We start from the raw sequence: 25,217 nt of genomic DNA, 5'->3' as shown, positions 1-25,217 counted from the left end.
CATCGCCCGTGACCGGGCGGCGGGCAGGAGCGACGGACCGCTAGATGTCGAGGAACCGGACATCCTTCGCGTTCTTCTGGATGAACTGCCGCCGCGACTCCACGTCTTCGCCCATGAGCGTCGTGAAGATCGCGTCGGCCGCGGCGGCGTCGTCGATCGTGACCTGGCGGAGCGTGCGCGTCGTGGGATCCATCGTGGTCTCCCACAGCTCCTTGTCATTCATCTCGCCGAGACCCTTGTAGCGCTGGATGCCGTTGTCCTTCGGGATCCGCTTGCCGTTGGCAAGGCCGTCGGCGAGCAGGGCATCGCGCTCGACGTCAGAGTAGACGTACTCGTGGGGCGAGTTCGTCCACTTCAGGCGGTAGAGCGGCGGCATCGCGAGGTAGACGTAGCCGACCTCGATGAGCCCGCGCATGTAGCGGAACAGGAGGGTCAGCAGCAGGGTCGTGATGTGCTGGCCGTCGACATCGGCATCCGCCATCAGCACGATCTTGTGGTAGCGCGCCTTGTCGACGGTGAAGTCCTCGCCGATGCCCGTGCCGAAGGCCTGGATCATCGCCTGGATCTCGTTGTTGCCGAGGGCGCGGTCGAGCCGCGCGCGCTCGACGTTGAGGATCTTGCCGCGCAGCGCCAGGATCGCCTGCGTGTGCGGGTCGCGGCCCTGCACCGCCGAGCCGCCGGCCGAGTCGCCCTCGACGAGGAAGATCTCGCTGATCGACGGGTCTTTGCTCGTGCAGTCCTTGAGCTTGTCGGGCATCGACGCCGATTCGAAGACGCTTTTGCGGCGAGCGGTCTCGCGCGCCTTGCGCGCCGCGAGCCGCGCTGTTGCGGCATCGATGGCCTTCCGGACGACGAGCTTCGCCTGCTGCGGGTTGCGCTCGAACCAGTCGCCGAGCTGATCGCCCACGACCTTCTGCACGAACGCCTTCGCCTCGGTGTTGCCGAGCTTCGTCTTGGTCTGACCCTCGAACTGCGGCTCGGAGAGCTTGATCGAGATGACGGCGGTGAGGCCCTCGCGGACGTCGTCGCCCGAGAGGTTCTCGTCCTTGTCCTTCAGCAGGTTCTGCGCGCGCGCGTACTTGTTGACGAGTGTCGTCAGCGCCGCGCGGAATCCTTCCTCGTGCGTGCCGCCCTCGTGCGTGTTGATGGTGTTCGCATACGTGAAGACGTTCTCGGTGTAGCTCGTCGTCCACTGCATCGCCAGCTCGAGAGCGATCTTGCGATCGTTGTCTTCGGACTCGACCTCGATGATCTGATCGTTGACCACGTCGGCGTGGCGGGTCTTGTTGAGGTATTCGACGTAGTCGACGAGACCGCGCTCGTACAGGAACGAGTCGGACGGCTGCTCGAAGCGGACTTCGCCCTCGGTCTCGGTCTCGATCGCCTCACCGGGACGCTCGTCGACCAGGTCGATGCGCAGCCCCTTGTTGAGGAACGCCATCTGCTGGAAGCGCGTGCGCAGGATGTCGTACTCGAAGTCGACCGACTCGAAGATCTCGGGGTCGGGCCAGAACGTGATGATCGTGCCCGTCTCGGTGCTCTCCTCCCCGCGCTCGAGCGGGGAGACCGGCATGCCGCCGTCGCGGTAGGACTGGTGCCACACGTAGCCCTCGCGGCGGACCTCGACCTCGAGCCGCGTGGAGAGGGCGTTCACGACCGACGAGCCGACACCGTGCAGACCGCCCGAGACGGCGTAGCCGCCGCCGCCGAACTTTCCGCCGGCGTGGAGGACGGTCAGGACGACCTCGACGGTCGACTTGCCCTCGGTCTTGTGCATGCCCACAGGGATGCCGCGGCCGTTGTCGACGACACGCACGCCGCCGTCGGGCAGGATCGTGATGTCGATGCGGTCGCAGTAGCCTGCGAGCGCCTCATCGACCGAGTTGTCGACGATCTCGTACACGAGGTGGTGCAGACCGCGCGGGCCTGTGGACCCGATGTACATGCCGGGTCGTTTGCGAACCGCCTCGAGACCCTCCAGCACCTGGATCGCGTCGGCACCGTAGTCGCCGAGAGGGGTGCTGCTGTTGGTGGATCCGGTTTGCCCGGCAACGCTTTCGGGATTCACAGACGTCATATGTTCTCGAACGCTCCAGGTCGGTCGTCGGGGTCTCTCCATCCTATCAAGCCGACACCCTCCGCGGCGGCTGTAAGCCGCTGTGGCGCCCGGAAATCTGCCTGGATAGTTCTGGATGTGGCTCAGCCGTAGGTATCGCGTGGACCGCGCCCTGGAACGGCTCTCGGACCCCATTTCCAAGAGGGAACGTCCGGGCCGATGAAGCGGATGGTCTCGACCCCTGCCTCGGGGTAACGCCGGACGATCTCCGAAAGGATCTGCGCGCGCATCAGCTGGAGCTGCTTCGCCCACGCCGTCGAGTCGGCCTGGACGGTCAGCGTCCCCTCCGAGAACGCGACCGGACGCGTGTGGCGAGCCGTGTCGGCGCCGGCGACCTCGTCCCACGTGCGCACGACGTCTTCACGGGCCAGATGCGAGTCCCAGCCCGACTCGCGGGTGAGCGCGGAGAGCACATCCCCCACGCCCCGCGGGTCTCGGCCGGCCGTGAACGGCGCGTTATCGTCGTCGTCCTTCTTCCGACGCTTGCGGCGGAAGGCGCGCGCCGACGGCTCGAGGCCGCGCAGCCGCAGGTAGGTCGCGATGGTCTCCGGCACGCCGCCGGCGTCGGACTCAGACATCGGCGGCCTCGAGGATCCGGCCGGCTTCGACGCGGACGACGTGCGCCCGAAGGCCCGCCGGCACGTCCTGCTCGACGGCGGCCGTCACGACCACCTGCTCGTACCCGGCGACGAGGTCGGCCAGGCGCGCGCGCCGATCGGCGTCGAGCTCGGCGAAGACGTCGTCGAGGATGAGGACGGGATCGCCGAGCCGCGATTCCGCGCGGAGCAGCTCGGCAGAGGCGAGCCGGAGCGCGAGCGCGACCGACCAGGATTCGCCGTGCGACGCATAGCCCTTGACCGGGAGCCCCCGGACGCGCAGCGCGAGGTCGTCGCGGTGCGGACCGACGAGCGTGAGCCCGCGATCGAGCTCGGCGGTGCGGCGAGCGGCGAGCGCAGCGCGGAACATGTCGGCGATGCCGGCGGGGGACGCGGCATCCGTCCCCTGTTCCTGTGATTCGGACGTGCCCTCCTCGGGATCCTCGCCGCGGACGGAGAGGATCCACTCCAGCTGCGGCTGATGGTCGGCGCCGGCGATCGCCGTGTAGGCGGCTGCGAGCGGGGTCGCGAGCTCCTCCGCGAGGGCGAGTCGCGCGTCGATCACCTGGGTTCCGAGTGCGACGAGCTTGTCGTCCCAGACATCGAGGGTCGAGAGCGCATCGCCACGGATGCCGCGAGCCCGCGCCGACTTGAGAAGAGCCGTGCGCTGCTTGAGCACGCGGTCGTAGTCGCCGAGCACGCCGCTCATGCGGGGGGAGCGCTGCACGAGCAGCTGGTCGGCGAAGCGCCGGCGGGCCGAAGGATCGCCGCGGACGATCTGGAGGTCTTCGGGTGCGAACAGCACGACCTGCGCGTAGCGGGGAAGCTCGGAGGTCTTGACGGCCGCGCCGTTGACGCGTGCCTTGTTGGAACCCTGGCGGTTCACCTGCGCTTCGAGGAGGACGCGGCGCTCACCGTGCGCGAGCCGAGCCCGCACGATGGCGGCCTCCGCCCCGTCGCGGACCATGGGGGCATCGCTGGAGACCCGGTGCGAGCCCAGTGTCGCGAAGAAGGCGATCGCCTCGGCGAGGTTCGTCTTGCCCTGCCCGTTGCGGCCGATGAAGACGTTCGGACCGGGGGCCAGAGCGATGTCGGCGACCGCATAGTTGCGGAAGTCGACGAGACTCAGCTGCTCCACGATCACGGTCTCAACCCTAGTTCGGACCCCCGACGACCGAGCCGGGCCGACCGGCTCAGCGAAGCAGCAGGTTGGGCTGCAGGAGGTACTTGAAGCTTCCCTCGCCGTCCTTGTCGATCGACGTCTGCGGCGTGATCAGGACGGGGCTGAGCTTGTTGGCGTTCTCGCTCGAGGTGAACGTGATGCGCGCGAACTCGCTGCGGACGGCCCCGAGGGACTCAAGGAGGTACTGGGGGTTGAGGCCCAGCGTCACCTCTTCGCCCACGAGGGTCGCGTCGACCGACTCGGAGGCGCGGGCCTGCTCGGTGCCCGAGGCATCCATCGAGACGCTGTCGGTCGTGAACGTGAAGCGCAGCGGCGCCGAACGGTCGAGCACGAGCGACACACGGCGGACCGCCTCGGCGAGCTCGGCGGTGTTGACGACCGCGTGGTGGTCGGTCGCCTCCGGGAAGAGCCGGCGCACCGGGGGGAAGTTGCCCTTGATGAGCAGCGAGGTCACGGTCTTGTTGCCGGCCGTGAACGCGATGATCTCGCGGTCGCCCGAGCCGGAGAAGGCGATCGAGATGTCGCCGCCGTGCGAGAACGTCTTGCCGACCTCGGTGAGCGTGCGGGCGGGGACCAGCGCAGTGGTCGGCTCGTCGGACGCGGTGGATCCGCCGTCCCACGGGATCTCACGCAGAGCGACGCGGTAGCGGTCGGTCGCGACGAGGCTCAGCTGCGTGCCCGAGACCTCGAGCTGCACGCCGGTGAGGACCGGGGTGACATCGTCGCGGGAGGCCGCGAAGGCGACCTGCGCGATGGCGGTCGCGAAGTCCTCGGCCGGGACGACACCCGAGTCGCCCGAGACCTCGGGGATCGCGGGGTACTCCTGCACCGGCATGGAAGCCAGGGTGAACCGAGCCGAGCCGCACGTGAGGAGGATCCCGCCGTCGTCATCGACGGCGATCTCGATCGGAGCGTTCGGCAGGCGGCTCGCGATCTCTGACAGCAGGCGGCCGTGCACGAGGATCGTGCCGGGTTCGTCGACGGTCGCGTCGATGGTCGTGCGAGCGGATGCCTCGTAGTCGAACGCCGCGAACGACAGGCCGTGGTCGCCGGCCTCGATCAGCACGCCCGCGAGGATCGGCTGCGGGTTGCGCTGCGGCAGCAGCTTGACGACGAACGAGACCGCCTCGCTGAAGACGTCGCGATTGACGTGGAACCTCATGCCGCTCCCTTGTCGTCCTTGGGGCTTGGGGTCTCCATGCTAGTGCCCAGCTCGACTCCCACCCCAAGACGGTGCTCCGAGCCGTAAAGGTGATCGGATCGGATCTCATCAAAAAGTTCTTGTCATGGTGTTAACAGCTGTGGAAAGTGTGGATAACTCGGCCGATCCCAGTGACGACACGGGAACTACACGCGTGTGAGATGTGGAGCGGCTGCGGAGGACCTGGATGACAAGAGTCGACCGGTCGTCGAACTGTCCGACCTCCGTCCACAGGACTGGGGCTGCTGTTCACAGGTTTCCGCAGTCGATTCGAGTTATCCACAGGTTTTCCACACTGTGAAGAACGTGCATATTGGCGTGGACCGCGGGGACTGTCAAGCACTTTTTGAGGCATATGGCCCGGCGCGCGCGGGAGGTGCCGATCGACGCGGGAGCGCGGCATCCGTCGACGCCTGCGGTGTGAGCGCACGACGAGGGGACCTCCGTGCGGAGGGGTCGTGCGGCGGAGGTCAGCGGCCGTTGCGGCCGAGCTGTGCGGTGATCTCGGAGACCTGGTTGTAGATCGAGCGGCGCTCTTTCATGAGGTCGCTGATCTTCTTGTAGGCGTACATGACGGTCGTGTGATCGCGGTTGCCGAAGAGCTGTCCGATCTTGGGCAGCGACAGGCTCGTGCGCTCGCGGCATAGGTACATGGCGATCTGCCGTGCGGTCGCGACGGCCTGCGAGCGACTCGAGCCGTAGAGGTCGTCGACCGAGAGCTTGAAGTATGCCGCGGTCGCCGTGATGATGTCGGTCGGCGAGATCACGTTCGCGTCGTCCTGATCGATGATGTCGCGCAGCACCGTCTGGGCCAGCGACATGTCGAGGTTGGAGCGGTTGAGGCTCGCGAACGCCGACACCCGGATGAGTGCGCCCTCGAGCTCGCGGATGTTCGACGACACGACGGTCGCGATGTACTCGAGCACCTCGTCGGGAATATGCAGCCGCTCGGACTGCGCCTTCTTGCGGAGGATCGCGATACGCGTCTCGAGGTCGGGAGCCTGGACGTCGGTGATGAGGCCCCATTCGAACCGGCTGCGCATGCGGTCTTCGAAGCCGGTGAGGTGCTTCGGCGGCACGTCGCTCGTGATCACGACCTGCTTGTCGTGGTCGTGGAGGGTGTTGAAGGTGTGGAAGAACGCCTCCTGCGTCTCTGCGCGACCCTGCAGGAACTGGATGTCGTCGATGAGCAGGATGTCGACGTCGCGATACCGCGCCTGGAATGCCGAGCCGCGGTTGTTGGCGATCGAGTTGATGAAGTCGTTCGTGAACTCTTCGCTCGAGACGTATCGCACGCGGATGCCGGCATACAGGCTGATCGCGTAGTCGCCGATGGCGTGGAGGAGATGCGTCTTGCCGAGACCCGAGTCGCCGTAGATGAACAGCGGGTTGTAGGCCTTTGCCGGCGCCTCGGCCACTGCGACCGCGGCGGCATGCGCGAACCGGTTGGACTGCCCGATGACGAAGTTGTCGAACGTGTACTTCGGGTTCAGGCGCGAGTCGTTGCGTGCGGAGGCGGTGTCGACGGGCTCGTCGATGCGGGGGCGGATGACGCCGGTCGGCGCGCTGGGGGATGTCGAGACGGACGACTGCCCGCCGGAGGCCTGAATGGGAATCGGGGCGGTGAGGTGCTGGTCGGCCAGGTCGGGGTTGACGACGACGCGGAAGGTCGTCGCCACCGGCTCGTCCTGCGGAACCCTCGAGAGGGCTTCCATGATCGGCGCACGCATGCGCTTGTTGATCTGGGCCGCAGTGAGATCGTTCGGGACGTCGAGGTAAAGGGTTCCGCTCATGACGCCTTGCGGCACGGCGAGATTGAGGAAGCCGTGGAGCTGCGGCGTGACGCGGTCGTCGATGACGAGTTCGTCCAGCACAGCGGCCCAGACGGGTACATCTGGAATGTCGTGCTGAGCCATGGCCCCCCCGGGTGGATTGATGCGCCTCAGGCCCAGGGGATGTGGCATCCCGTGCCTGTGGATAACTGCCGGAGCCACGCTAGTCACCAGGCGTCTGTCGAGCAAACCCCACTGTAAGGCGGCGGGCGTGTCGGTGCCAGGGCGACCGGATCCCTTGTGCATAATTACCGCCCGCGCTCTCGGTTTGAGTTATCGGGCGACTCGACGTAGCCTTAATCGGTTGACTTATGCCTTCACGGCAGTCCCTTGTAATCCCTGTCTCCGGTCTGAGCGTCCCGGCGACACCCTGATCCGGAAGTGATTCCATGAGCAAGCGCACCTTCCAGCCCAACAACCGCCGCCGCGCCAAGAAGCACGGCTTCCGTGCCCGCATGCACACGCGCGCCGGCCGTGCCATCCTCTCGGCTCGTCGCGCCAAGGGGCGCACCGAGCTCTCAGCCTGACATCGAGCGGTGCTGGCGAGGCCGAACCGACTCACCCGCGGAGCGGAGTACAAGGCCGTCGTCCGTCGGGGCCGTCGTTGTGCGGCCGCGCATACCGTCACGTACGTCGTGACCACCGCTGACGGGCGAGCCGCTCGGTTCGGATTCATCGTCAGCAAGCAGGTCGGATCAGCCGTCGTGCGCAACACAGTGCGCCGACGGCTGAAGGCCGTGTGCCGCGAGGCACTGGACGACGTCCGCCCCGGTGCGGACGTCGTCATCCGCGCACTCCCCTCGGCGGCGACCGCCGAGTTCTCGGAGCTCCGTGATGAAGTGCAGCGCTGCCTCGCCCGGAGGGCGGCGACATGAGCGTGCTTCCCGCCTACGCCCTCGGCGATGGCCGGTTCGAGGCATCCGCTGCCCTCGAAGCCGTGCCTCTCATCCCGCGCAATCTGGGCCTCTCTCTTCTTCACGCGTATCGCGCGACGATCTCGCACACCTACGGAGACGTGTGCAAGTACTACCCGTCGTGTTCCGCCTACGCCGTCGGCGCCGTGCAGCAGCACGGTCTGCTGAAGGGCAGCGCGCTCACTGCCGCCCGGATCGCCCGCTGCCACCCGTGGGCAGAGGGCGGCATCGATGACGTCCCGCCACACAGGCGGTTCCGTTACGACCTGACCCCGCACGGTTTCGTCGTGCCCCTCAGAAAGGACTGATCCGTGAAGGATCTGCTTCTGCTAGCCTCCAGTACCCCCGCTCCGCAAGCCGCCAGCGGGGGGTTCGACCTCTTCGGCATCATCCTCTGGCCGCTCAAGTGGCTCGTCGAGATGGTCCTCGTCGCGTGGCACGCGCTGTTCACGTTCATCGGGCTTCCCGCGGCCGACGGCATCACCTGGGTGCTCTCGATCATCGGCCTTGTCATCGTCGTGCGTTCGGCGATGATCCCGCTCTTCGTCCGGCAGATCAAGAGCCAGCGCAAGATGATGGAAATCGCTCCTGAACTGCGGAAAATCCAGGAGAAGTACAAGGGCAAGAAGGATCAGCTCTCGCGCGAGGCCATGAGTCGAGAGACCATGGGGCTGTATAAGAAGCACGGTACGACGCCTGTTTCGAGCTGTCTGCCGCTTCTCGTTCAGATGCCGGTCTTCTTCGCGCTGTTCAGCGTGCTCAACGACGTCTCGAAGCACGCGCAGGCCGGCACGGGTGGTGTGGGTCTCCTCACCCCCGAGCTCACGCAGGAGTTCTACAACGCGAAGCTCTTCGGCGTCGCGTCGCTGCACGAGTCGCTCGTCGGATCCTGGCAGACCCAGGCTCCGGGCTGGGAGGCGACGGTCGCGATCCTCCTCACGCTCGTCGTACTCATGATCGCGTCGCAGTTCTTCACGCAGCTGCAGATCATCTCGAAGAACCTGTCGCCCGAGGCGAAGACCGGCCAGGCGTACCAGATGCAGAAGGTCATGCTCTATGTCCTTCCCTTCGCATTCGTCTTCTCCGGCGTGTTCTTCCCGCTGGGTGTCGTCATCTACTGGTTCGTGTCGAACCTGTGGACGATGGGTCAGCAGTTCCTCGTCATCCGCGAGATGCCGACCCCTGGGTCCGAAGCGGCGAAGGCTCGCGAGGAGCGCCTTGCTCGCAAGGGCAAAGCCATCGACTCGTCCGGCAAGGTCGTCTCGATGGAGAAGTACGAGGCGGAGCAGCAGCGACTTCTCGAAGAGGCAGAGCGCGCCCGTGCGGCGAGCCCGAAGCGGCAGCAGCCGGTCGGCAAGCAGCGCGCGAAGAAGCAAGGCCAGAAGGGCGGCTCCCCCAACCCGGGTCCGGGCGGCCCCACGACAGGCGGAAACTCGGGCACCCAGCCTGGCACCGCCAAGACGTGACCTCTGGGCCGGGCGGCGGTCGACACGCCGCCCGGCCCTTCCCAATTCCGACCCGTCGGCTGCCCGCATGCCGCACGCTCACGGCGACCCCTATCCACACCGATCATCGAGGACCTGATGACCACCACCGATCCCATTGAATCCGTCGCCCCCGAGCGTGCTCCCGCCACCGTGGAGCAGCTCGAGCAGGAAGGCGACATCGCCGCCGACTACATCGAGGCGCTCCTCGATATCGCCGACATCGACGGTGACCTGGCGCTCGACGTGCGTGCCGGCCGCGCCTACGTCTCGATCGAGGCGACGGACGATAGTTCACTCGACCTCATCTCGGCGCCTGACACCGTGCAGGCGCTCCAGGAGCTCACCCGCATCGCGGTGCAGAACCAGACGGGTCGCTTCTCACGCCTGATCCTCGACATCGGCGGGTCACGCGACACCCGTGAGCGACAACTCGCGACGCTTGTCGACCGCGCGATCGAGCGCCTCGAGGACGGTGCGACGCAGGCGTCGCTTCCCGCCATGTCGAGCTACGAGCGCAAGCTCGTGCACGACATCGTCGCGGAGCGCGGCTTCGTGTCGGAGTCGTACGGCGAGGGCGCCGACCGCCACACCGTGATCCGTCGCGGTTGACGTTTCACGTGAAACAGCGATGACCGAGTTCGAGGCTGAGCCTGCGGCTGCCGCCGAGATCTTCGGCGCGCGGATCGATCTGGCGCGCCGATTCACGCAGGCCCTCGCCGACGAGGGCGAGGACCGCGGGCTGATCGGCCCCCTCGAGCCTCCGCGGCTATGGACGCGGCACGTTCTCAACAGCGCCGTCATCGCACCGCTGTTCTCCGGACGAGTGGCCGACGTCGGATCAGGCGCAGGCCTGCCGGGGTTGGTTCTCGCCATCGCTCGGCCCGGTGTCGAGTGGATCCTCATCGAGCCGATGGAGCGCCGGGTGGCCTGGCTCAACGAGCAGGTCTCGGCCCTGGGGCTCTCGAATGTCGAGGTGCTCCGTGCGCGCGCCGAGGACTGGAAACGGGGTCCGATTCTGGATGCCGTGACCGCCCGTGCCGTGAGCGCGCTGCGCACCCTCGTTCCCATCACTGCTCCCCTGGTGCGCGACGGTGGTGAACTCATCCTCTTGAAGGGGGCAGGCGCGACCACCGAGATCGACGCCGCCATCAAGCCCCTCCGCAAGTTCGGCATCACGGATGCGCGCGTGGAGGTCGTCGGCGAGGGTCTGCTGACGGAGCCGACCCGGATTGTGCGGGGCACCGTCCACCGCTGACTCTCGCCGTGTTTCACGTGGAACATGCGCGAAGGGCTGGCGGTGCGACTCGGAAGAACGCCGGCGTCGGTTCGCCAGTTCATCGAGGTCCGGATAGGCCCTTCTTCGGTCCCTGAGCGAGCCTAGCGAGACGGAGGGCGGGCGGAGAGCGTCCGAGGAGCTGAGCGGCGAGCTCTTCGCCCGCGCATCGGCCCGTTTCACGTGAAACAGCGATTCGAAGTCGTAAGGGGCGCTGAAGTCGCGGAGCTCCTCGCTGCTAGGGAGTCGTCCTGTCCTCTCGTCGCTTCGCTCCTCGCTCGCGGACCGGATATGAACACTTCCGGTCTGTGACCGAGCGAGGCGGGACGAGGTGAGAGTGGCCGTCGGGGGCGCGCGAGCGCCGCTCCGGTCTGTGCCGATCCCTGATCGAGCCAAGCGAGACGAAGGGCCGATCAAAGGCGCCCGAGGAGCCATCAGTGCGGCCTTCAGTCGCGCACTTGGTCTGTGGGTCTGGCGTTTCACGTGAAACACCGCGCGGACGGGCGCTGGCGCCGCCAGAGCGAAATGCCCCTTGGGTCGGAGATACCGTCCCCTCCTCTCGTCGCTTCGCTCCTCGCTCGGGTACCGGGTAGCACTCAATGTCCCGGTCCTGGGTGAGCGAAGCGAGGCGAAGGGGCGACCAAAGCCCTCCCGGGGCCCAGGAGGGCGGCTTCGGTGCGTGCGTGAACTGGGTTCGCCGGTTTCACGTGAAACAGGGCGCGAGGTGGGCGGGTCACGCGGATCGGGGTGCGCCGCCCGGTTCGCTGAGCGCGCCAAGCGAGACGAATGGCCGGCCAAAACGCCTCAGAGGAGACCAGGCAACCGGCCTTTCGGCGTGCGCTTGGACTGTGGGTCCGCCCGTTTCACGTGAAACCGGGCACGCGCGGCACGCGGGCGGCGTCGGAGCGAAGTTTCTCGCGGGTCGGATGTCGCCTCCCTGCTCTCGTCGCTTCGCTCCTCGCTCGGGGGCCGAATAGAACTTTCCCGTTCTGTGATCGAGCGGGCCGAACGGTCACCGCGGCTCCCGGCGGCGCGCAAGCGCCGCTACGACCCCATGCTCCGGTCCCCGAGCGAGTGAAGCGAGACGAAGAGCTGGCCGAAGGGCTCCGAGGAGTCGAGGAAGGCGGCCTGCGTCGCGCACTTGGGCTGTAGCGCAGCCGTTTCACGTGAAACGGAGCGCGGAGGGTGGGCGGGCGCTGACGGAGCAGAGTCCGTCGTGGGTGAGATGTCGTCCCCCTCTCCCAGCGATTCGCTCGTCGCTCGGGGAGCGGATTGCGCTGCCTGGTCCTTGACTGAGCGAAGCGAGACGGGGAGGGGCGACCCAGAGCGTCCGAGGAACTGAGTTGCACCCCCTCCGCTCTGCTTCTCACCCGCGTATCGGGCGTTTCACGTGAAACAGGGCGCGAGGGTGGGGTCGGGCGGTGACGGAGGCAAAGTGCCTCGTGGGTCAGATGTCGCCTCCCCCACTTGCCGTCGCGCTCTTCGCCCGGGTACCGGGAAAGACTGCCGCCGTCGCTAGGTGCGGCGATCTGGCACCTGGATCAGCTTTCGGCCCCTCCTCTCACCGCTCCGCCCCTCGCTCGCGGGCCGGGATGTCGGGGCGTGGGGGTGGGCCCGACTAGAGTGGAGAGGAGCTCTGACGGCACGCGAAAGGGAGTGTGTTTCACGTGAAACAGCCCGAGAACGCAGCGGCCGCGGCATCCTTCTCATTCGACGACACGCCCCTCGCTCGCGAACTCGCGGACCTCACGGCCCGACGACGCGCGCTGGAAGGCGCAGATATCCAGTTGAGTGGGCGGACGCGCGTCCTCACCGTGTCGAACCAGAAGGGCGGCGTCGGAAAGACCACGACCACCGTGAATATCGCGGCCGCCCTGGTGTCGGTCGGGGCACGGGTGCTCGTCATCGACCTCGACCCCCAAGGCAATGCTTCGACGGCGCTCGGGGTTCCGCACAGTGCCGATGTTCCGTCCGTGTACGACGTTCTCATCGACGAATTCCCGCTCGCCGACATCGTGCAGACCAGTCCGGAGTCACCGAACCTCCTGTGCGCTCCCAGCACCATCCACCTCGCCGGCGCCGAGATCGAACTCGTCTCGCAGGTCGCCCGCGAACACCGTCTGCGCACAGCGCTCGAGGACTACCTCGCGTCGCTCGACGAGAGGCTCGACTTCGTCATCATCGATTGCCCGCCGTCGCTCGGACTGCTCACGATCAACGCGTTCGTCGCCGCCCGCGAGCTGCTCATTCCGATCCAGTGCGAGTACTACGCGCTCGAGGGCCTGAGCCAGCTGCTCGGCACGGTGCGGATGATCCAGAAGCACCTCAACCCGCAGCTGCATCTGTCGACCATCATCCTCACGATGTACGACGGCCGCACGCGCCTCGCACAGCAGGTCGCGGAGGAGGTCCGCCAGCACTTTGCGAAAGAGGTGCTCGAGACCGTCATCCCACGATCGGTCCGCGTGTCGGAGGCGCCGAGCTTCGGTCAGACCGTCATCGCTTACGATGGGCAGTCGGCCGGGGCGGTCGCCTACCGCGAAGCTGCGGTCGAGATGATCAAACGTGACAACGCACAAGAAAGCGAAGGTGGCTCCTGATGGCCAAGAGAACCGGTCTGGGCCGAGGCATCGGAGCGCTGATCCCGACGGGCGAAGCGGGCGAGAGCCGTCCCGTCGACGTGCTGTTCACCCGCGGCGCCACCGCGACCGCGGTCGCCGAACGCGATGAGTCCACGGATGCCTCGGACGCGACGACGACCGAGTCGACGGTCGTGGAGGTCGACGAAGCCTCGACGGCAGACCTGATCGCTGTGCCGGGCGCGCGTCTCGTCCACATCGACCCGCACACGATCGTTCCGAACCCGCGTCAGCCGCGCACGCACTTCAACCCCGAAGATCTGGCTGAACTCGTGCACAGCGTGCGCGAGTTCGGCGTGCTCCAGCCCGTCGTCGTGCGCGACACGGGCGAGGGAACGTACGAGCTCATCATGGGCGAGCGCCGAACCCGCGCCGCGCGCGAGGCCGGCCTCGACTCCATCCCGGCGGTCGTCCGAGACACGGCCGATGAGCACCTGCTGCGCGACGCCCTGCTGGAGAACCTCCACCGCAGCGAGCTCAACCCGCTCGAAGAGGCATCGGCCTATCAGCAGCTCCTCGAGGACTTCGGCATCACGCAGGAAGAGCTCGCAAGCCGCATCGGACGCTCCCGCCCGCAGATCAGCAACACGATCCGGCTGCTCAAGCTGCCCGTGCCCGTGCAGCAGCGGGTCGCGGCCGGAGTGCTGACCGCCGGCCACGCCCGGGCCATCCTGTCGCTCGAGACACCCGAGGCCATGCAGCGCCTGGCCGACAAGATCGTCAACGAGGACCTCTCGGTGCGCGCTGCCGAGGCTGCCGCGAAGGGTCCGGATGCCTGGGGCACACGCGCGCCCAAGCCTCAGGCCGGCTCGCGGCGCGGACACCTCGACGAGGTCGCCGAGCGGCTCGGCGATCGCCTCAACACCCGCGTGCGGATCGGTCTGACGGCGAGGAAAGGCCAGATCACGATCGATTTCGCGACCATCCAGGATCTCAACCGGATCCTCGGCGAGCTGGGCGACAGCGGCTACCCGTCCTGAGCGGCCGGTCCGTCAGGACGACGGACGAAGCGCGACAGCGCGCCGCCGGAGCACCTCGGCTTCCGCGTCGTTGCCGGCGAGTGACGCAGCCAGCTGGAAAGCCGTGGCCGCGGCATCCGTCTCTCCCATCCGCTCCAGCAGCTCGGCGCGGACGGCGTGGAACGGCCGGAACTCTGCGAGGTCGGGCGCGAGCTCATCGACCGCGACCAGGGCTTCCCGCGGTCCGTCGAGCATCGAGACCGCCACCGCTCGGTTGAGCCGAACCACCGGCGTGGGCGACAACTGCAGCAACGCGTCGTACAGGGCGACGATCCGCCCCCAGTCCGTGTCGTCGGCCGAGGCTGCGGTCGCATGGCACTGCGCGACGGCAGCTTGGATGCCGTAGTACCCCAGACCGCGGTCGAACGAGAGCGCCTTCGCCAGAGCGGCGCTTCCTCGTGCGATCGCGGAACGATCCCATCGTGTGCGGTCCTGCTCCGCGAGCGTCAGCGGTAGACCGTCGGCAGCCGACCGCGCGGCGAACCGCGACGACTGGAACTCCATGAGCGCCGTGAGCGCGTAGACCTCCGGCTCGTTCGGCGAGAGGGCCGCGAGCTGGCGCGCGAGACGCACCGCCTCGCGCGCCACGTCGGGGCGAATCGGGTGAGCGCCGTCGGCCGGCGAGTAGCCCTCCGTGAAGAGCAGATACACGACCTGCAGCACGGAGGCGAGTCGTGCCGGCCGCTCTGTGCGGTCGGGAATCTCGAACGGGACGTCGGCGGCGGCGAGCGTGCGCTTCGCGCGGACGATCCGCTGCTGCACGGCAGGGACGTTCAGAAGCATCACACGAGCGATCTGCTCGGTCGTGAGCCCGGCGACGGTGCGCAGTGTCAGGGCCAGACGCGCCGCGGGCATCAGCACCGGGTGGCAGGCCACGAAGACGAGTCGCAGCACGTCATCGTCGATGTGATCGGGGTCGCCCGCCTGCTCGACCGGGTCGTCCCGCTCTGCCAGCACGACCTCGTTGCCGAGGAGGTCGATCCGCTGCGCCAGACGCTCACGTCGCCGCCATCCGTCGATCGCGCGCCGCTTCGCGACGGTGAGCAGCCAGGCGCCGGGATTGTCCGGGATGCCGGAGCCCGGCCAGGACGCCAGTGCCTCCAGCAGCGCCTCCTGCGCCAGATCCTCGGCCCAGGGGAAGTCGCCGGTGTGACGAGTGAGAGCGGCGACGATTCGCGCCGATTCGCTCCTCCACACCGCCTCCACGGCCCGGCGGGCGTGCTCCCGATCCGATGTCACGGATCCAGCCTAGGCACGCCCGCAGCGTCAGAAGGGGCGTTTAGGCTTGAGTGATGGCGCATCACGACGACACCCCCCGCAGGCGGGCGAGTCTCGAGCTGCTCCGCGCGGAGGCGGCCGACGAGCTCGCCGTGCTCGTGCACGAGCGACTGCGCAACGGTGAAGATCCGTGGGACTTCATGGAAGATCTCCCGTCGGTCGATGAGCTCGTCGTCTTCACCCTGCGCGCCGAGAACATCGCGTCCGACGGCGGCACTCGCCCGACGGCGGCGAGGCACTACCGCGTGCTCCGCCAGATCGCCCTCGACTACCCTCCGCTGACACGCGCCGTGTGGCGTCTCCTCGGCGACGCGAACACGCACCGCCGCTGGGACGCGGTCGTGCGCGCCGACGCGTCGTAGCGACACCTCCGACCTCGCCCGCGTCCCGCCCGCTCAGCCGTTCGCCGACTGCCACTCCTGCTGCCTCTCACGGCGCAGACGGTCGCCCTCTTCCACCTCTGACGCGAAGTCCGCGAGGTCGTTGATTCGGCGCACCTCGAGCGACGTGCCCGGGCCGAGAGGGCAGCGGCGCGCCCAGTACTCCGCCTCTTCGCGGTTCGCGACCTCGAGGATCCAGTAGCCCGTGAAGACCTCCCGCGCCTCGGCGAACGGGCCGTCGGTGACGACGGGGGGCTGCGTCGTGAAGTCGACGCGGAACCCCTCGGCCGCATCCGACAGCCCCTCGGCGGCGAGGAAGACCCCTGCCTTCTGCATGTCTTCGTTGTACTGCCCCATGACGGCGAACATCTCGGCGAGGTCGAGTTCCGCTGCGGCGCGCGCCGCGGCATCGGGCTCGACGTTCATGATCAGCATCCAGCGCATGTCGTTCTCCTTGTCGTGTTCGGACTCGGTCCGCGGCGGGCCCTCCGCCCGCTTCACTGTGTGCGTCGAACACGCCACGCGGATATCGACATCCTCGCGGAGAATCGCGCGCGGCGATGGATGCCTCGAACGGCATGTTCTGCGTGGAACATCTGCCACTTCACGCAGACAGGCGACAGGAGAACACAAAAACCCCGGTCGGCTGGAGATTCGTCTCCGGCCGACCGGGGCCATGGGGTGTGTCGCCCGTGGGCGCGGCCTACTTCAGGTAGGCGGCGAGGTCCTGCTCGAGGGCGAACTTCGGCTTCGCGCCGATGATCGTGGTCTCGACCTCACCCTTCGAGAAGACCTTCATCGCCGGGATCGACGTGATCTGGTACTTCATCGCGAGGTCGGGGTTCTCATCGACGTTGAGCTTCAGGATCGTGAGCTTCTCGGGGTTCTCGGACTGGATCTGGTCGAGGATCGGCGAGACCATGCGACACGGTCCGCACCACTCGGCCCAGAAGTCGACGAGAACCGGGCCCTCGGCCTGAAGGACGTCCTCGTTCCACGTGCTCGAGCTGGTGGCCTTGGCAGTCATAGACATCTCCTTTAGTGAAGTCTTCGTAATGCTCTAACGAACGGATGCCTCGGGATGTTCCCGGGGCGGCTCAGGCCTGGACCGACGCGGCCTCGGGGAGTCCCTCGATGAGATCGGCGTCGGGTGCCGGTGCGCCGGCCTCGCCGAGCGCCGCGAGGAAGTGCTCGACGTCGAGCGCCGCGACCGTTCCGCTGCCCGCCGCCGTGACGGCCTGACGGTACGTCGGGTCGATGACGTCGCCCGCGGCGAAGACGCCGTGCTGCGACGTGCGCGACGAGCGGCCGTCGACCCAGATCGTGCCGGCGGGAGTCAGCTCGAGCTTGTCGTGCACGAGGTGGGTGCGGGGGTCGTTGCCGATCGCGACGAAGACGCCGTCGAGCAGGAGCTCACGGGTCGAGCCGTCGACGGTCGAGGTGAGCACGACGCCGGTCACGGCATCGTCGCCGACGATGTCGGACACCTCGCTGTTCCACACGAACTCGATCTTGGGGTTCGCGAAGGCGCGCTCCTGCATGATCTTCGAGGCGCGCAGCTCACCGCGACGGTGGATGACGTAGACCTTCGACGCGAACTTCGTCAGGAAGGTCGCCTCCTCCATCGCGGAGTCGCCGCCGCCCACGACCGCGATCGTGCGCTCACGGAAGAAGAAGCCGTCGCACGTCGCGCAGTACGAGACGCCGCGCCCGGAGAGGCGCTCCTCGCCCTCGATCCCGATCTTGCGATGCGCCGAACCGGTCGCGTAGATGAGCGAGGTCGCCTCATGGACGGCACCGCTGCCCAGGGTCACGCGCTTGACCGGGCCGGAGATGTCGAGGTCGACGACGTCGTCGTACAGCACCTCGGTGCCGAACCGCTCCGCCTGCTCCTGCATCTTGGTCATGAGGTCAGGACCCTGGATCCCCTCGGGGAAGCCCGGGAAGTTCTCGACATCCGTCGTGTTCATGAGCTCACCGCCCGCCTCGACCGAGCTCGCGATGAGCAGCGGCTGCAGGTTGGCGCGCGCCGCGTAGATGGCGGCGGTGTAGCCCGCAGGCCCGGAACCGATGATGATGACGTGACGCACGTCAGCCCCCTTGAATCGCTTTTCGGATGACTCAACCCATCGTAGGCGTCCGCTATTCCATCGCCGGCGGCCGGTGAGGCGGTTCACAGATCGCGGGAAGAACTTCACAGATCGCGGGAGCGACGGATGCCTCGCCCCGCTCCATGCGGCGGTTCAGCGTCGCAGGAGCCGGCGCGTGAGCGGCCCGACGACCGCGAGCTCGGGCGCACGCAGCAGCCACAGCGCACCGAGGTAGACGACGCCGGCGACGGCTCCGATGATGGCGGTTCCGATCGCGCCGAGGAGCGCGCTCGCCGTCGTCCAGCCGTCGATGCCGCCGAGCAGGAGGAAGGTTCCCCACCCGGCGGCTGCCGCGGGGACCGCGGCGAGGACGAAGCGCAGGAGCGACAGCATCCATCGCCCTACTCCGATGCCGCCGAGGCGGCGGCTGAGGAGCCACGTCGCGACGACGACCTGGACGAGGCTCGAGAACGACTGCCCCAGCGCCACGGCGGCGGCGAGATAGTGGATCGGCAGCACCTCGGCCTCGACGAGGGCCTGTGCCAGCAGCGCCGTTCCGACGACGAGCGCCGTCTGCAGCAAGGTGAAGAAGAACGGGGTGCGGGTGTCGTCGTACGCGTAGAAGGTGCGCTGCACGACGAAGAGCACCGCGAGCGGGACGAGGGACACGAGGAAGCACACCAGGACGAGGGCTGCCTGAGCGGCCTGCGAGGCGTTGCTCGTGAAGATGCGCGACGCGGGGATCGCAGCGACCATCAGGGCCGCGGTCGCGAGAACCGTGAAGAGCCCCAGGGTGCGGATGCTTCGGCCGATGTCGGCGCGGACCTCTTCGTCGCGTCCCGCGTGGGCATGCTCGCTCAACTGCGTGAAGTACGGGGTCCCGATCGACAGCACGATGATCGAGTACGGGAGCATGAAGATGAGCCACGCGTTCTGCGAGGCCATGATTGCGGCGCCGTCACCCGAGGCGTCCGAAAGCACGCGGGACTGCATGAGGCCGGCGAGCTGGCCGGCGAGCACCATGAGGAAGGTCCACCCCGCCAGCCGGCCGAGCTGGTTGAGGCCGACGCCGCGCCACGTGAAGTCGGGACGGAGATTCAGTCCGGAGCGGCGCCAGAAGAACAGCAGCAGGACGGTCTGGAGGACGATGCCGAGCGTCGCCGTGCCGGCGAGGATCGCGATCATCTCGGGAGTCCAGTCCGAGACGACCGACTGGCCGGCGCCGAAGAGCAGGATGAAGATCGCGAAGCCTGCGATCGAGACGATGTTGTTGATGATCGGCGCCCACGTGTAGGGCCCGAAGATTCGTCGTGCGTTGAGGATCTCGCCGAGGAGCGCGAAGAGCCCGTAGAAGAAGATCTGCGGCAGGCACCAGTAAGCGAACGCGGTGGCGAGCGCCAGCTGATCGGGCGGGAACCTCGGCGCATAGAGGACGACGAGCCACGGAGCGACCGCCATCGCGACGGCGGTCGTACCGAGGAGCACGACGGTGCCGAGCGTGAGCAGCTTGGAGGTGAACGCGTGGCCGCCGTCGGAGTGGGTGGCCGCCTTCACGATCTGCGGCACGATGACGGCCGTCAGCAGGCCCGTCGAGATGATCGTGTAGATGTTGTTCGGGAGCTGGTTGGCCACGGCGAACGCGTCACCGGCGCGGCTTCCCACCGACCCGATCGCCGCGACGAGCACGATCGTCCGCAGGAGGCCCGTCAGGCGGGAGACGAGGGTGCCGGCTCCGATGAGCGCGCTCGCGCGCGCGATGCTGCTCATGAGTCGTCCTTCGGGGCTTCGGGCGTCTCGATGTCGGGACCCTTCCGGCGCCCGCGTCGCCGCAGGATCGTGCGCACCACGCCCAGGAGGACGAATCCGACCGCCAGCACGCCGAGGATGACGAGGCCGATTCCCTCCCAATCGGCGCGCACGTGCACTTCGCGCATCTCGGGCTGGCCGATCTGCACGCCCGTGGGGCTGCGCAGCTCGAGGCTGATCGTGACGTCGCCGCTGCCGATCTGTGCCTGCACCGGCACCTCGACGCGCGTGTTGCTCTCGGGCTGTGCGACGACCTTTGTCGTCTCCTGCACCTCGAGCCGGAGGTCGTCGGGCGAGGCGAGAAGCGTCACGTTGACGGGATAGGGGAGATCGTTGCGGATCCACACCGGGATGACGGCGCCCGACGTGATGAGCTGGATGGGGCTGGCGCGGAGGATGCCGACCGAGTCGAGGGTCGCGGCGGTCGCCGCCTGGTGGTCGGTCAGCGCGACGCCCCACGAGTCGGGATCGGCCCGCCACGCCTCGCCGAGCAGCTGGAGCATCTCGTTGCGCTCGCGTCCGGTGAGCTGCGTCGGGTCGTCGAGGACGCTGGAGAACTGCGTCAGCTGGTCTTCACCCGCGACCAGGGCAGATGCCGCGGCGACGCGCGCCTCGTCGGGGGCGACGTCGGTCACTTCGACAGGGGTCGCGGGCGAATTGGCGAGGGCACCGAGCGTGTACGGGGCCGCGGACGGTGCCTGCAGCGCCGTCGAGATCGCCGTGCGCAGCGCCACCCGCGACCGGTCGGCGGCGCGGTCGACCGTCACGAGGAGGGGTGCGCCGTCGGTCTCGGCGAGGGCGAACGACAGGAGTCCCGTCGCGGCGGCGAGGTGGGCGTTTCGCAGGGCGCCGTCATCGAGGACGGATGCCTCTTCGAGCTGCTGCGAGATGGCTTCGTCGTAGACGAGCACAGGCGCCGTGCCCGCGGCGCCGCGGGCGGGCACCGTCGCGCCGTCGGCCCCTGCGACGGTCGTCGTGGAGGGGATGAGGCTCACCGCCTGCTGCCCGTCCACTGTGAGCGGGCCGAGTGTCGCGATGACATCGGCGCCGGCCGTGCCCGTCTCGGGCCAGAAGACGCCCGCCCGGGCGCCGCCGATGTCGAGAAGGCTCGGCAGGTCGGGGTAGACGGGAGCGGTGGGATCGGCGGTCGGTGTCGGCGTCGGCGTCGGAGCCGAGGTCTCGCTCGGGACGGGCGTGAAGTCCGCCGGCGACATGGCGTACCGCAACGAGATCGGCTGGAGCAGCGGCACGATCTTCGCCTGCACCTGCGCCGCGACGTCGGCGTCGCCGAACTGCAGCGCGAAGCGCGTGTTCGGGAGGGCCTCCAGGCGCGCGAGCCAGGCCGCGGCGCTTTCGGGCGCCGAGGTGCCGAGCACCCGGATCGCAGCGGGGATCGCGGGGTCCACAGCGAGGATCGCGCCGGTGCCGTCGACGGCGTCGAGCTGCGCCGTGAGGGATCCCTGCGGGGCGGTGAGCTCCTCGAGCTCGTCCGCCGTCAGCAGTCCTTCCTCCGTCGCGGGGGCCGTGATGGGCACGACGACGCCGATCCCGACCTCGCGGCCGGAGTCGGCCGGCACGACCACGACGCTCGTCGAAGAGTAGGTTCCGGCCGGTGTCGTGAGGGTCGCGGCGACCGGGTACGCCCCGGGGCCGAGGGCCGCGAGCGCGGGGTTCGCGGCATCCACCGTGAGTCCCTGCGTCTCGCTGTCACCCGCCGCGACAGCAGGGAAGGCCGCGGTGGCGATCTCGGCCACCGCCGTCTCGGTCGTGTCTCCCGCGAGCCAGTCTGCGAGGTCGCGGCGGTCGCCGAAGGGGGTCGTGCCGAAGGCGAGTGAGACCGTGCCGGGGCCGGTAGGCGTCGCCGAGTCGTTCGTCATCGTCACCGAGACGTTGAGGGGCTGTCCAGGCTGGATCAGCCCGCTCGAGATCGGCGACAGCGTGAACGCCGGCTCGCCGACGGGGGACGGAGTGGGGGCGGGCGTCGCCGCCGCGTGGGTGACGGATGCCGCGGCCCCCGCCACGGGACCGGCGAACGGTGCCAGCAGCAGCGCCCCGATCGCCGCCAGCGCGCACAGCCGGGCACGCACTCGCCGGGCAGACGGCACGGCAGGTGGTGGGGACTGAATCATGCTGGCTTTCGCTCCTGTGCGATGGTGGACCGCACGATCGTCTGAGATTCTACGGGCGGCACCTCGGAGGCTCCCGAGGCCGGGCCGTGGGCGCGCGGACGGATGCCTCTCCTCGCCGCCGCCCCGCCAGGCACCCGTGGCCCCCGGGGCGCACGGTTGAATGGAATCCATGCCCTCTCTTCCGCTCCCGCAGCCCGACCCCGCGCTGTGCGCGGCGCTGGCCGAAGATCTCCGCGCCGCGAGGTTCACCGGGCAGGATGTGCGCGCAGCGTGGGGCGAGATCGCCGACGATGCGATCGCCCGCGGACTCCGTCTCCCTGCGGGGCGCGCGCTGGAGGGTCGCGTCGACGCGCTCGCCGTGCTCGCACGCCTGCTCATCCTCGGGATGCCGCAGCCGGCGGGCCTCGTCGATGCGGCGCTGCCCCGCACTCGGGCGGCCGGCCTCGTCGCGCTGAACCTCGCGGAGCCGGCGGGTGACGGCATCCGTCCCCTCGCACTCGTGCGCCCGCAGCCGTTCGCCGACGAATCCGGAGACGGCGAATGGTGGATCGCGAGCGATCTCGACGAGGCGGCGCTGGGCGGAGCCCTGCCCGAGGATCACGTGCTCGGCGTCGGCGGTGCGTCGCTCACCCTCGCGGGCCTTCAGCTGCCGACCCCCGCGCGCCGCGGGCTCGATGTGGGGACCGGCTGCGGCATCCAGGCGCTGCGCGCCCGGCGCAACGTCGACGCGGTCGTCGCGACCGACGTATCGGCGCGCGCCCTCGCCTTCACGCGGCTGAACGCGCTGCTCAATGTCGTCGACGGCATCGACGTGCGAGAAGGCAGCATGTTCGAGCCGGTCGAGGCAGACACCTTCGACCGGATCGCGTCGAACCCGCCGTTCGTCATCACGCCCCGGGTCGAGGGAGTGCCCGCGTACGAGTATCGCGACGGCGGGATGGTCGGCGACGACCTCGTCGCGCAGTTCGTGCGGGAGGTCGGGGCGCACCTCGCGCCGGGCGGCGTCGCCCAGCTGCTGGGCAATTGGGAGACCCGCGCCGGCGTCGACGGCCTGGAACGGGTTCGTGACTGGGTCGCGGCCTCACCCGTCCCGCTCGATTCCTGGGTGATCGAGCGCGAGACCCTCGATCCGCTGTCGTACGCGGAGCTGTGGATCCGCGACGGCGGCACCTCGGCGGGAAGTCCCGGGTTTGCGCGGCTCATCGAGGCGTGGCTCGAGGACTTCGCGGCCCGCGAAGTCGACGGCGTCGGCTTCGGGTACATCCTGCTGCGCCGCCCCGAGGCGGGCGCGCCCACCCTCGCGCGGTACGAGCGCATCGCGCAGGCGCTCGGCGACTCGCCGCTCGGCGCGCACCTCGCCGAGGCGCTCGCCGCGCACGACCGGCTCACCCGGCTCGACGACGCGGGGCTGGAGGCGTCCGTCCTCCTCGTCGCCCCCGATGTCAGCGAAGCGCGCCATCACCTCCCGGGATCGGAGGCGCCGAGCGTCATCGAGCTGCGCCAGGGCGGCGGATTCGCCCGCACGATCGAGGTCGACCCGGCGCTCGCCGCGCTCGTCGGCGCCTGCGACGGCGACCTCGCGGTCGGGCCGCTCCTCGACGCCATCGCCGAGCTTCTCGAGGTCGACGCGGCGGCACTGCGCGACGACCTCCTGCCCCGCGTGCGCGAGCTGATCTTCACGGGGTTCCTCCGCTTCGCGTGAGCCGCGCAGGCCGCCCACCGGGCGGTGGGCAGCCGTCGTGAGGCCGGTCGACCGTAGGCCGGTCGGCCGTCGCTCCCGACGGATCCGCGCCCTGCCCTCGGTAGGCTCGGAGCATGCTCAACATGGCCGAGGGCGTCGAGCGCCTCGGCGCGCTCGCCGAGTCTCCTGTCGTCGCGACGCTCGCCCGCGCCTTCGCCGATGCGGGGCGTGAGCTCGCGATCGTCGGGGGTCCCGTCCGCGACGCCCTGCTGGGTCGCGAAGTGAACGACCTCGACTTCACCACCGACGCCAAGCCCGACGACATCCTCGCGATCGTGGCCCCGATCAGCTCTGCCCACTGGGACGTCGGCCGCGACTTCGGCACGATCGGCGCCCGCATCTCCGGCGAGCAGGTCGAGATCACGACCTACCGCGCCGACAGCTACGACGGCGTCACGCGCAAGCCCACGGTCGAGTTCGGCGACACCCTCGACGGCGACCTCGTGCGCCGCGACTTCACCGTCAACTCGATGGCGCTGCGCATTCCGAGCTGCGTGCTCGTCGATCCGACCGGCGGGGTCGAGGATCTCCTCGCGCATCGCCTGCGCACCCCGATCGAACCCCGCATCAGCTTCGGCGACGACCCGCTGCGCATGCTCCGGGCCGCACGCTTCTCCTCGCAGCTGGGCTTCGACGTCGACGCGGGCACCGAGGCGGCGATCGCCGAACTGCGCGAGACGCTCTCCATCGTGAGCCCCGAGCGCATCCAGAGCGAGCTCGTGCGACTGCTTCAGACCGACGACCCGGGGCGCGGCATCCGTCTCCTGGTCGAGACAGGCCTCATCGACGTCTTCCTCCCCGAGGTGCCCGCACTCCGCCTCGAGGTCGACGAGCACCACCATCACAAGGACGTGTACGAGCACTCCCTGACGGTGCTGCGCCAGGCGATCGCGCTCGAGAAGGAGCGGAATCCGGATGCCGCGCCCGACGTGCAGCTGCGGCTCGCCGCCCTTCTGCACGACATCGGCAAGCCCTCCACGCGGCGGCTCGAGCCCGGCGGCGGCGTGACGTTCCACCATCACGACGTGCGCGGCGCGCGCATGGCGAAGAAGCGTCTGCAGGCGCTGCGCTTCGACTCCGACACGATCAACGTCGTCTCGCGGCTCATCGAGCTGCATCTGCGCTTCTTCGGGTACGCCGAAGGGGCGTGGACCGACTCGGCGGTGCGCCGGTACGTACGGGATGCCGGGGCCGAGCTCGAGCGCCTGCACATCCTCACGCGGGCCGATGTCACGACCCGCAACAAGCGCAAGGCCATGCGGCTCGCCTCCGCCTACGACGACATCGAGCGGCGTATCGCCGAGCTCGCCGCGCAGGAGGAGCTCGACGCCATGCGACCCGAGCTCGACGGCAATCAGATCCAGCGGATCCTCGGCATCGCACCCGGCCGCGAGGTGGGCGAGGCCTACCGTTTCCTCCTCGACGTGCGCCTCGACGAGGGTCTCATCGGCCCCGAGGAGGCCGAGCGCCGGCTGACCGCCTGGTGGGCGACCCGCGGCTGAGCAACGCACCTACACTGGACGCACGCTCCCC

The 25,217-nt window shown here is 68.8% G+C and carries 22 protein-coding genes; 11 read left to right on the top strand and 11 right to left on the bottom strand.

Annotated elements, in window-relative coordinates; genetic code table 11:
- Window positions 1-40: 40 nt before the first annotated feature.
- The 5 genes from gyrB to dnaA all read right to left on the bottom strand — a co-directional run bounded on the left by gyrB (window position 41) and on the right by dnaA (window position 6,889).
- Window positions 41-2,077 carry a DNA topoisomerase (ATP-hydrolyzing) subunit B gene (gyrB, locus tag ACSBPH_RS10665; protein ID WP_442574317.1) on the bottom strand — a complete coding sequence of 679 codons (2,037 nt, stop codon included), beginning with the start codon at window positions 2,075-2,077 and terminating at the stop codon, window positions 41-43.
- A 122-nt stretch (window positions 2,078-2,199) separates the two neighbouring features.
- A complete protein-coding gene (locus ACSBPH_RS10660; RefSeq protein WP_442574316.1) occupies window positions 2,200-2,694 on the bottom strand; it encodes a DUF721 domain-containing protein in 495 nt (164 codons plus the stop codon).
- On the bottom strand, window positions 2,687-3,856 hold the full coding sequence (recF, locus tag ACSBPH_RS10655) for a DNA replication/repair protein RecF (RefSeq protein WP_442574315.1): 1,170 nt from the start codon (window positions 3,854-3,856) through the stop codon (window positions 2,687-2,689). The genes ACSBPH_RS10660 and recF overlap by 8 nt, the downstream gene beginning before the upstream one ends.
- Window positions 3,857-3,905: 49 nt before the next feature.
- Complete coding sequence (gene dnaN / locus ACSBPH_RS10650; RefSeq protein WP_442574314.1) at window positions 3,906-5,057, bottom strand: DNA polymerase III subunit beta; 1,152 nt, start codon at window positions 5,055-5,057, stop codon at window positions 3,906-3,908.
- Window positions 5,058-5,566: 509 nt separating this feature from the next.
- A complete protein-coding gene (dnaA, locus tag ACSBPH_RS10645; protein WP_442577291.1) occupies window positions 5,567-6,889 on the bottom strand; it encodes a chromosomal replication initiator protein DnaA in 1,323 nt (440 codons plus the stop codon).
- Between the two features lie 428 nt (window positions 6,890-7,317).
- On the opposite strand from dnaA, the gene rpmH reads away from it, so the two are divergent.
- From rpmH to ACSBPH_RS10605, 8 genes are all read left to right on the top strand, one after another.
- The gene (rpmH, locus tag ACSBPH_RS10640) at window positions 7,318-7,455 is read left to right on the top strand and encodes a 50S ribosomal protein L34 (RefSeq protein ID WP_026302947.1); all 138 of its coding nucleotides are present in this window, start codon (window positions 7,318-7,320) and stop codon (window positions 7,453-7,455) included.
- Window positions 7,456-7,464: 9 nt separating this feature from the next.
- Window positions 7,465-7,803: a ribonuclease P protein component gene (gene rnpA, locus ACSBPH_RS10635; protein ID WP_442574313.1), complete on the top strand. Its 339-nt coding sequence runs from the start codon at window positions 7,465-7,467 to the stop codon at window positions 7,801-7,803.
- On the top strand, window positions 7,800-8,150 hold the full coding sequence (gene yidD, locus ACSBPH_RS10630; protein ID WP_442574312.1) for a membrane protein insertion efficiency factor YidD: 351 nt from the start codon (window positions 7,800-7,802) through the stop codon (window positions 8,148-8,150). Before rnpA ends, yidD begins: the two co-directional genes overlap by 4 nt.
- A gap of 3 nt (window positions 8,151-8,153) precedes the next feature.
- Window positions 8,154-9,308: a membrane protein insertase YidC gene (gene yidC / locus ACSBPH_RS10625; protein WP_442574311.1), complete on the top strand. Its 1,155-nt coding sequence runs from the start codon at window positions 8,154-8,156 to the stop codon at window positions 9,306-9,308.
- Between the two features lie 117 nt (window positions 9,309-9,425).
- Window positions 9,426-9,938, top strand: coding sequence for a Jag family protein (locus tag ACSBPH_RS10620; protein ID WP_442574310.1), 513 nt, complete (start codon window positions 9,426-9,428; stop codon window positions 9,936-9,938).
- 19 nt (window positions 9,939-9,957) lie between these two features.
- Entirely contained in the window at window positions 9,958-10,584 is a 627-nt protein-coding gene (gene rsmG, locus ACSBPH_RS10615; protein ID WP_442574309.1) for a 16S rRNA (guanine(527)-N(7))-methyltransferase RsmG, read from the top strand.
- 1,685 nt (window positions 10,585-12,269) lie between these two features.
- Window positions 12,270-13,202 (top strand): ParA family protein, encoded by a 933-nt coding sequence (locus tag ACSBPH_RS10610; protein WP_442574308.1) that lies wholly within the window; start codon window positions 12,270-12,272, stop codon window positions 13,200-13,202.
- Window positions 13,202-14,221: a ParB/RepB/Spo0J family partition protein gene (locus ACSBPH_RS10605; RefSeq protein ID WP_442574307.1), complete on the top strand. Its 1,020-nt coding sequence runs from the start codon at window positions 13,202-13,204 to the stop codon at window positions 14,219-14,221. The genes ACSBPH_RS10610 and ACSBPH_RS10605 overlap by 1 nt, the downstream gene beginning before the upstream one ends.
- Before the next feature lie 12 nt (window positions 14,222-14,233).
- Here the strand turns inward: ACSBPH_RS10605 and ACSBPH_RS10600 are convergent, their stop codons facing one another.
- Complete coding sequence (locus ACSBPH_RS10600; protein WP_442574306.1) at window positions 14,234-15,499, bottom strand: RNA polymerase sigma factor; 1,266 nt, start codon at window positions 15,497-15,499, stop codon at window positions 14,234-14,236.
- 53 nt (window positions 15,500-15,552) lie between these two features.
- On the opposite strand from ACSBPH_RS10600, the gene ACSBPH_RS10595 reads away from it, so the two are divergent.
- Complete coding sequence (locus ACSBPH_RS10595) at window positions 15,553-15,900, top strand: tryptophan synthase subunit alpha (protein WP_442574305.1); 348 nt, start codon at window positions 15,553-15,555, stop codon at window positions 15,898-15,900.
- Between the two features lie 33 nt (window positions 15,901-15,933).
- Here the strand turns inward: ACSBPH_RS10595 and ACSBPH_RS10590 are convergent, their stop codons facing one another.
- From ACSBPH_RS10590 to ACSBPH_RS10570, 5 genes are all read right to left on the bottom strand, one after another.
- Window positions 15,934-16,362 (bottom strand): YciI family protein, encoded by a 429-nt coding sequence (locus tag ACSBPH_RS10590; RefSeq protein ID WP_442574304.1) that lies wholly within the window; start codon window positions 16,360-16,362, stop codon window positions 15,934-15,936.
- Between the two features lie 259 nt (window positions 16,363-16,621).
- Window positions 16,622-16,945, bottom strand: coding sequence for a thioredoxin (gene trxA / locus ACSBPH_RS10585; RefSeq protein ID WP_442574303.1), 324 nt, complete (start codon window positions 16,943-16,945; stop codon window positions 16,622-16,624).
- A 70-nt stretch (window positions 16,946-17,015) separates the two neighbouring features.
- Window positions 17,016-18,008: a thioredoxin-disulfide reductase gene (trxB, locus tag ACSBPH_RS10580; protein ID WP_442574302.1), complete on the bottom strand. Its 993-nt coding sequence runs from the start codon at window positions 18,006-18,008 to the stop codon at window positions 17,016-17,018.
- A 153-nt stretch (window positions 18,009-18,161) separates the two neighbouring features.
- Window positions 18,162-19,775 carry a murein biosynthesis integral membrane protein MurJ gene (gene murJ, locus ACSBPH_RS10575; protein WP_442574301.1) on the bottom strand — a complete coding sequence of 538 codons (1,614 nt, stop codon included), beginning with the start codon at window positions 19,773-19,775 and terminating at the stop codon, window positions 18,162-18,164.
- Window positions 19,772-21,943 carry a DUF6049 family protein gene (locus ACSBPH_RS10570; RefSeq protein ID WP_442574300.1) on the bottom strand — a complete coding sequence of 724 codons (2,172 nt, stop codon included), beginning with the start codon at window positions 21,941-21,943 and terminating at the stop codon, window positions 19,772-19,774. The genes murJ and ACSBPH_RS10570 overlap by 4 nt, the downstream gene beginning before the upstream one ends.
- 160 nt (window positions 21,944-22,103) lie before the next feature.
- On the opposite strand from ACSBPH_RS10570, the gene ACSBPH_RS10565 reads away from it, so the two are divergent.
- Window positions 22,104-23,645 carry a DUF7059 domain-containing protein gene (locus tag ACSBPH_RS10565; protein WP_442574299.1) on the top strand — a complete coding sequence of 514 codons (1,542 nt, stop codon included), beginning with the start codon at window positions 22,104-22,106 and terminating at the stop codon, window positions 23,643-23,645.
- A gap of 113 nt (window positions 23,646-23,758) precedes the next feature.
- Complete coding sequence (locus ACSBPH_RS10560) at window positions 23,759-25,186, top strand: CCA tRNA nucleotidyltransferase (RefSeq protein ID WP_442574298.1); 1,428 nt, start codon at window positions 23,759-23,761, stop codon at window positions 25,184-25,186.
- Window positions 25,187-25,217: the final 31 nt, after the last annotated feature.

The organism is Microbacterium sp. F51-2R, from assembly GCF_052180235.1.
In the GTDB taxonomy this organism is placed as follows: Bacteria; Actinomycetota; Actinomycetes; order Actinomycetales; family Microbacteriaceae; genus Microbacterium.
Note: the sequence above shows the minus strand (reverse complement) of the source record. Positions and strands in the feature narration are given on the sequence as shown.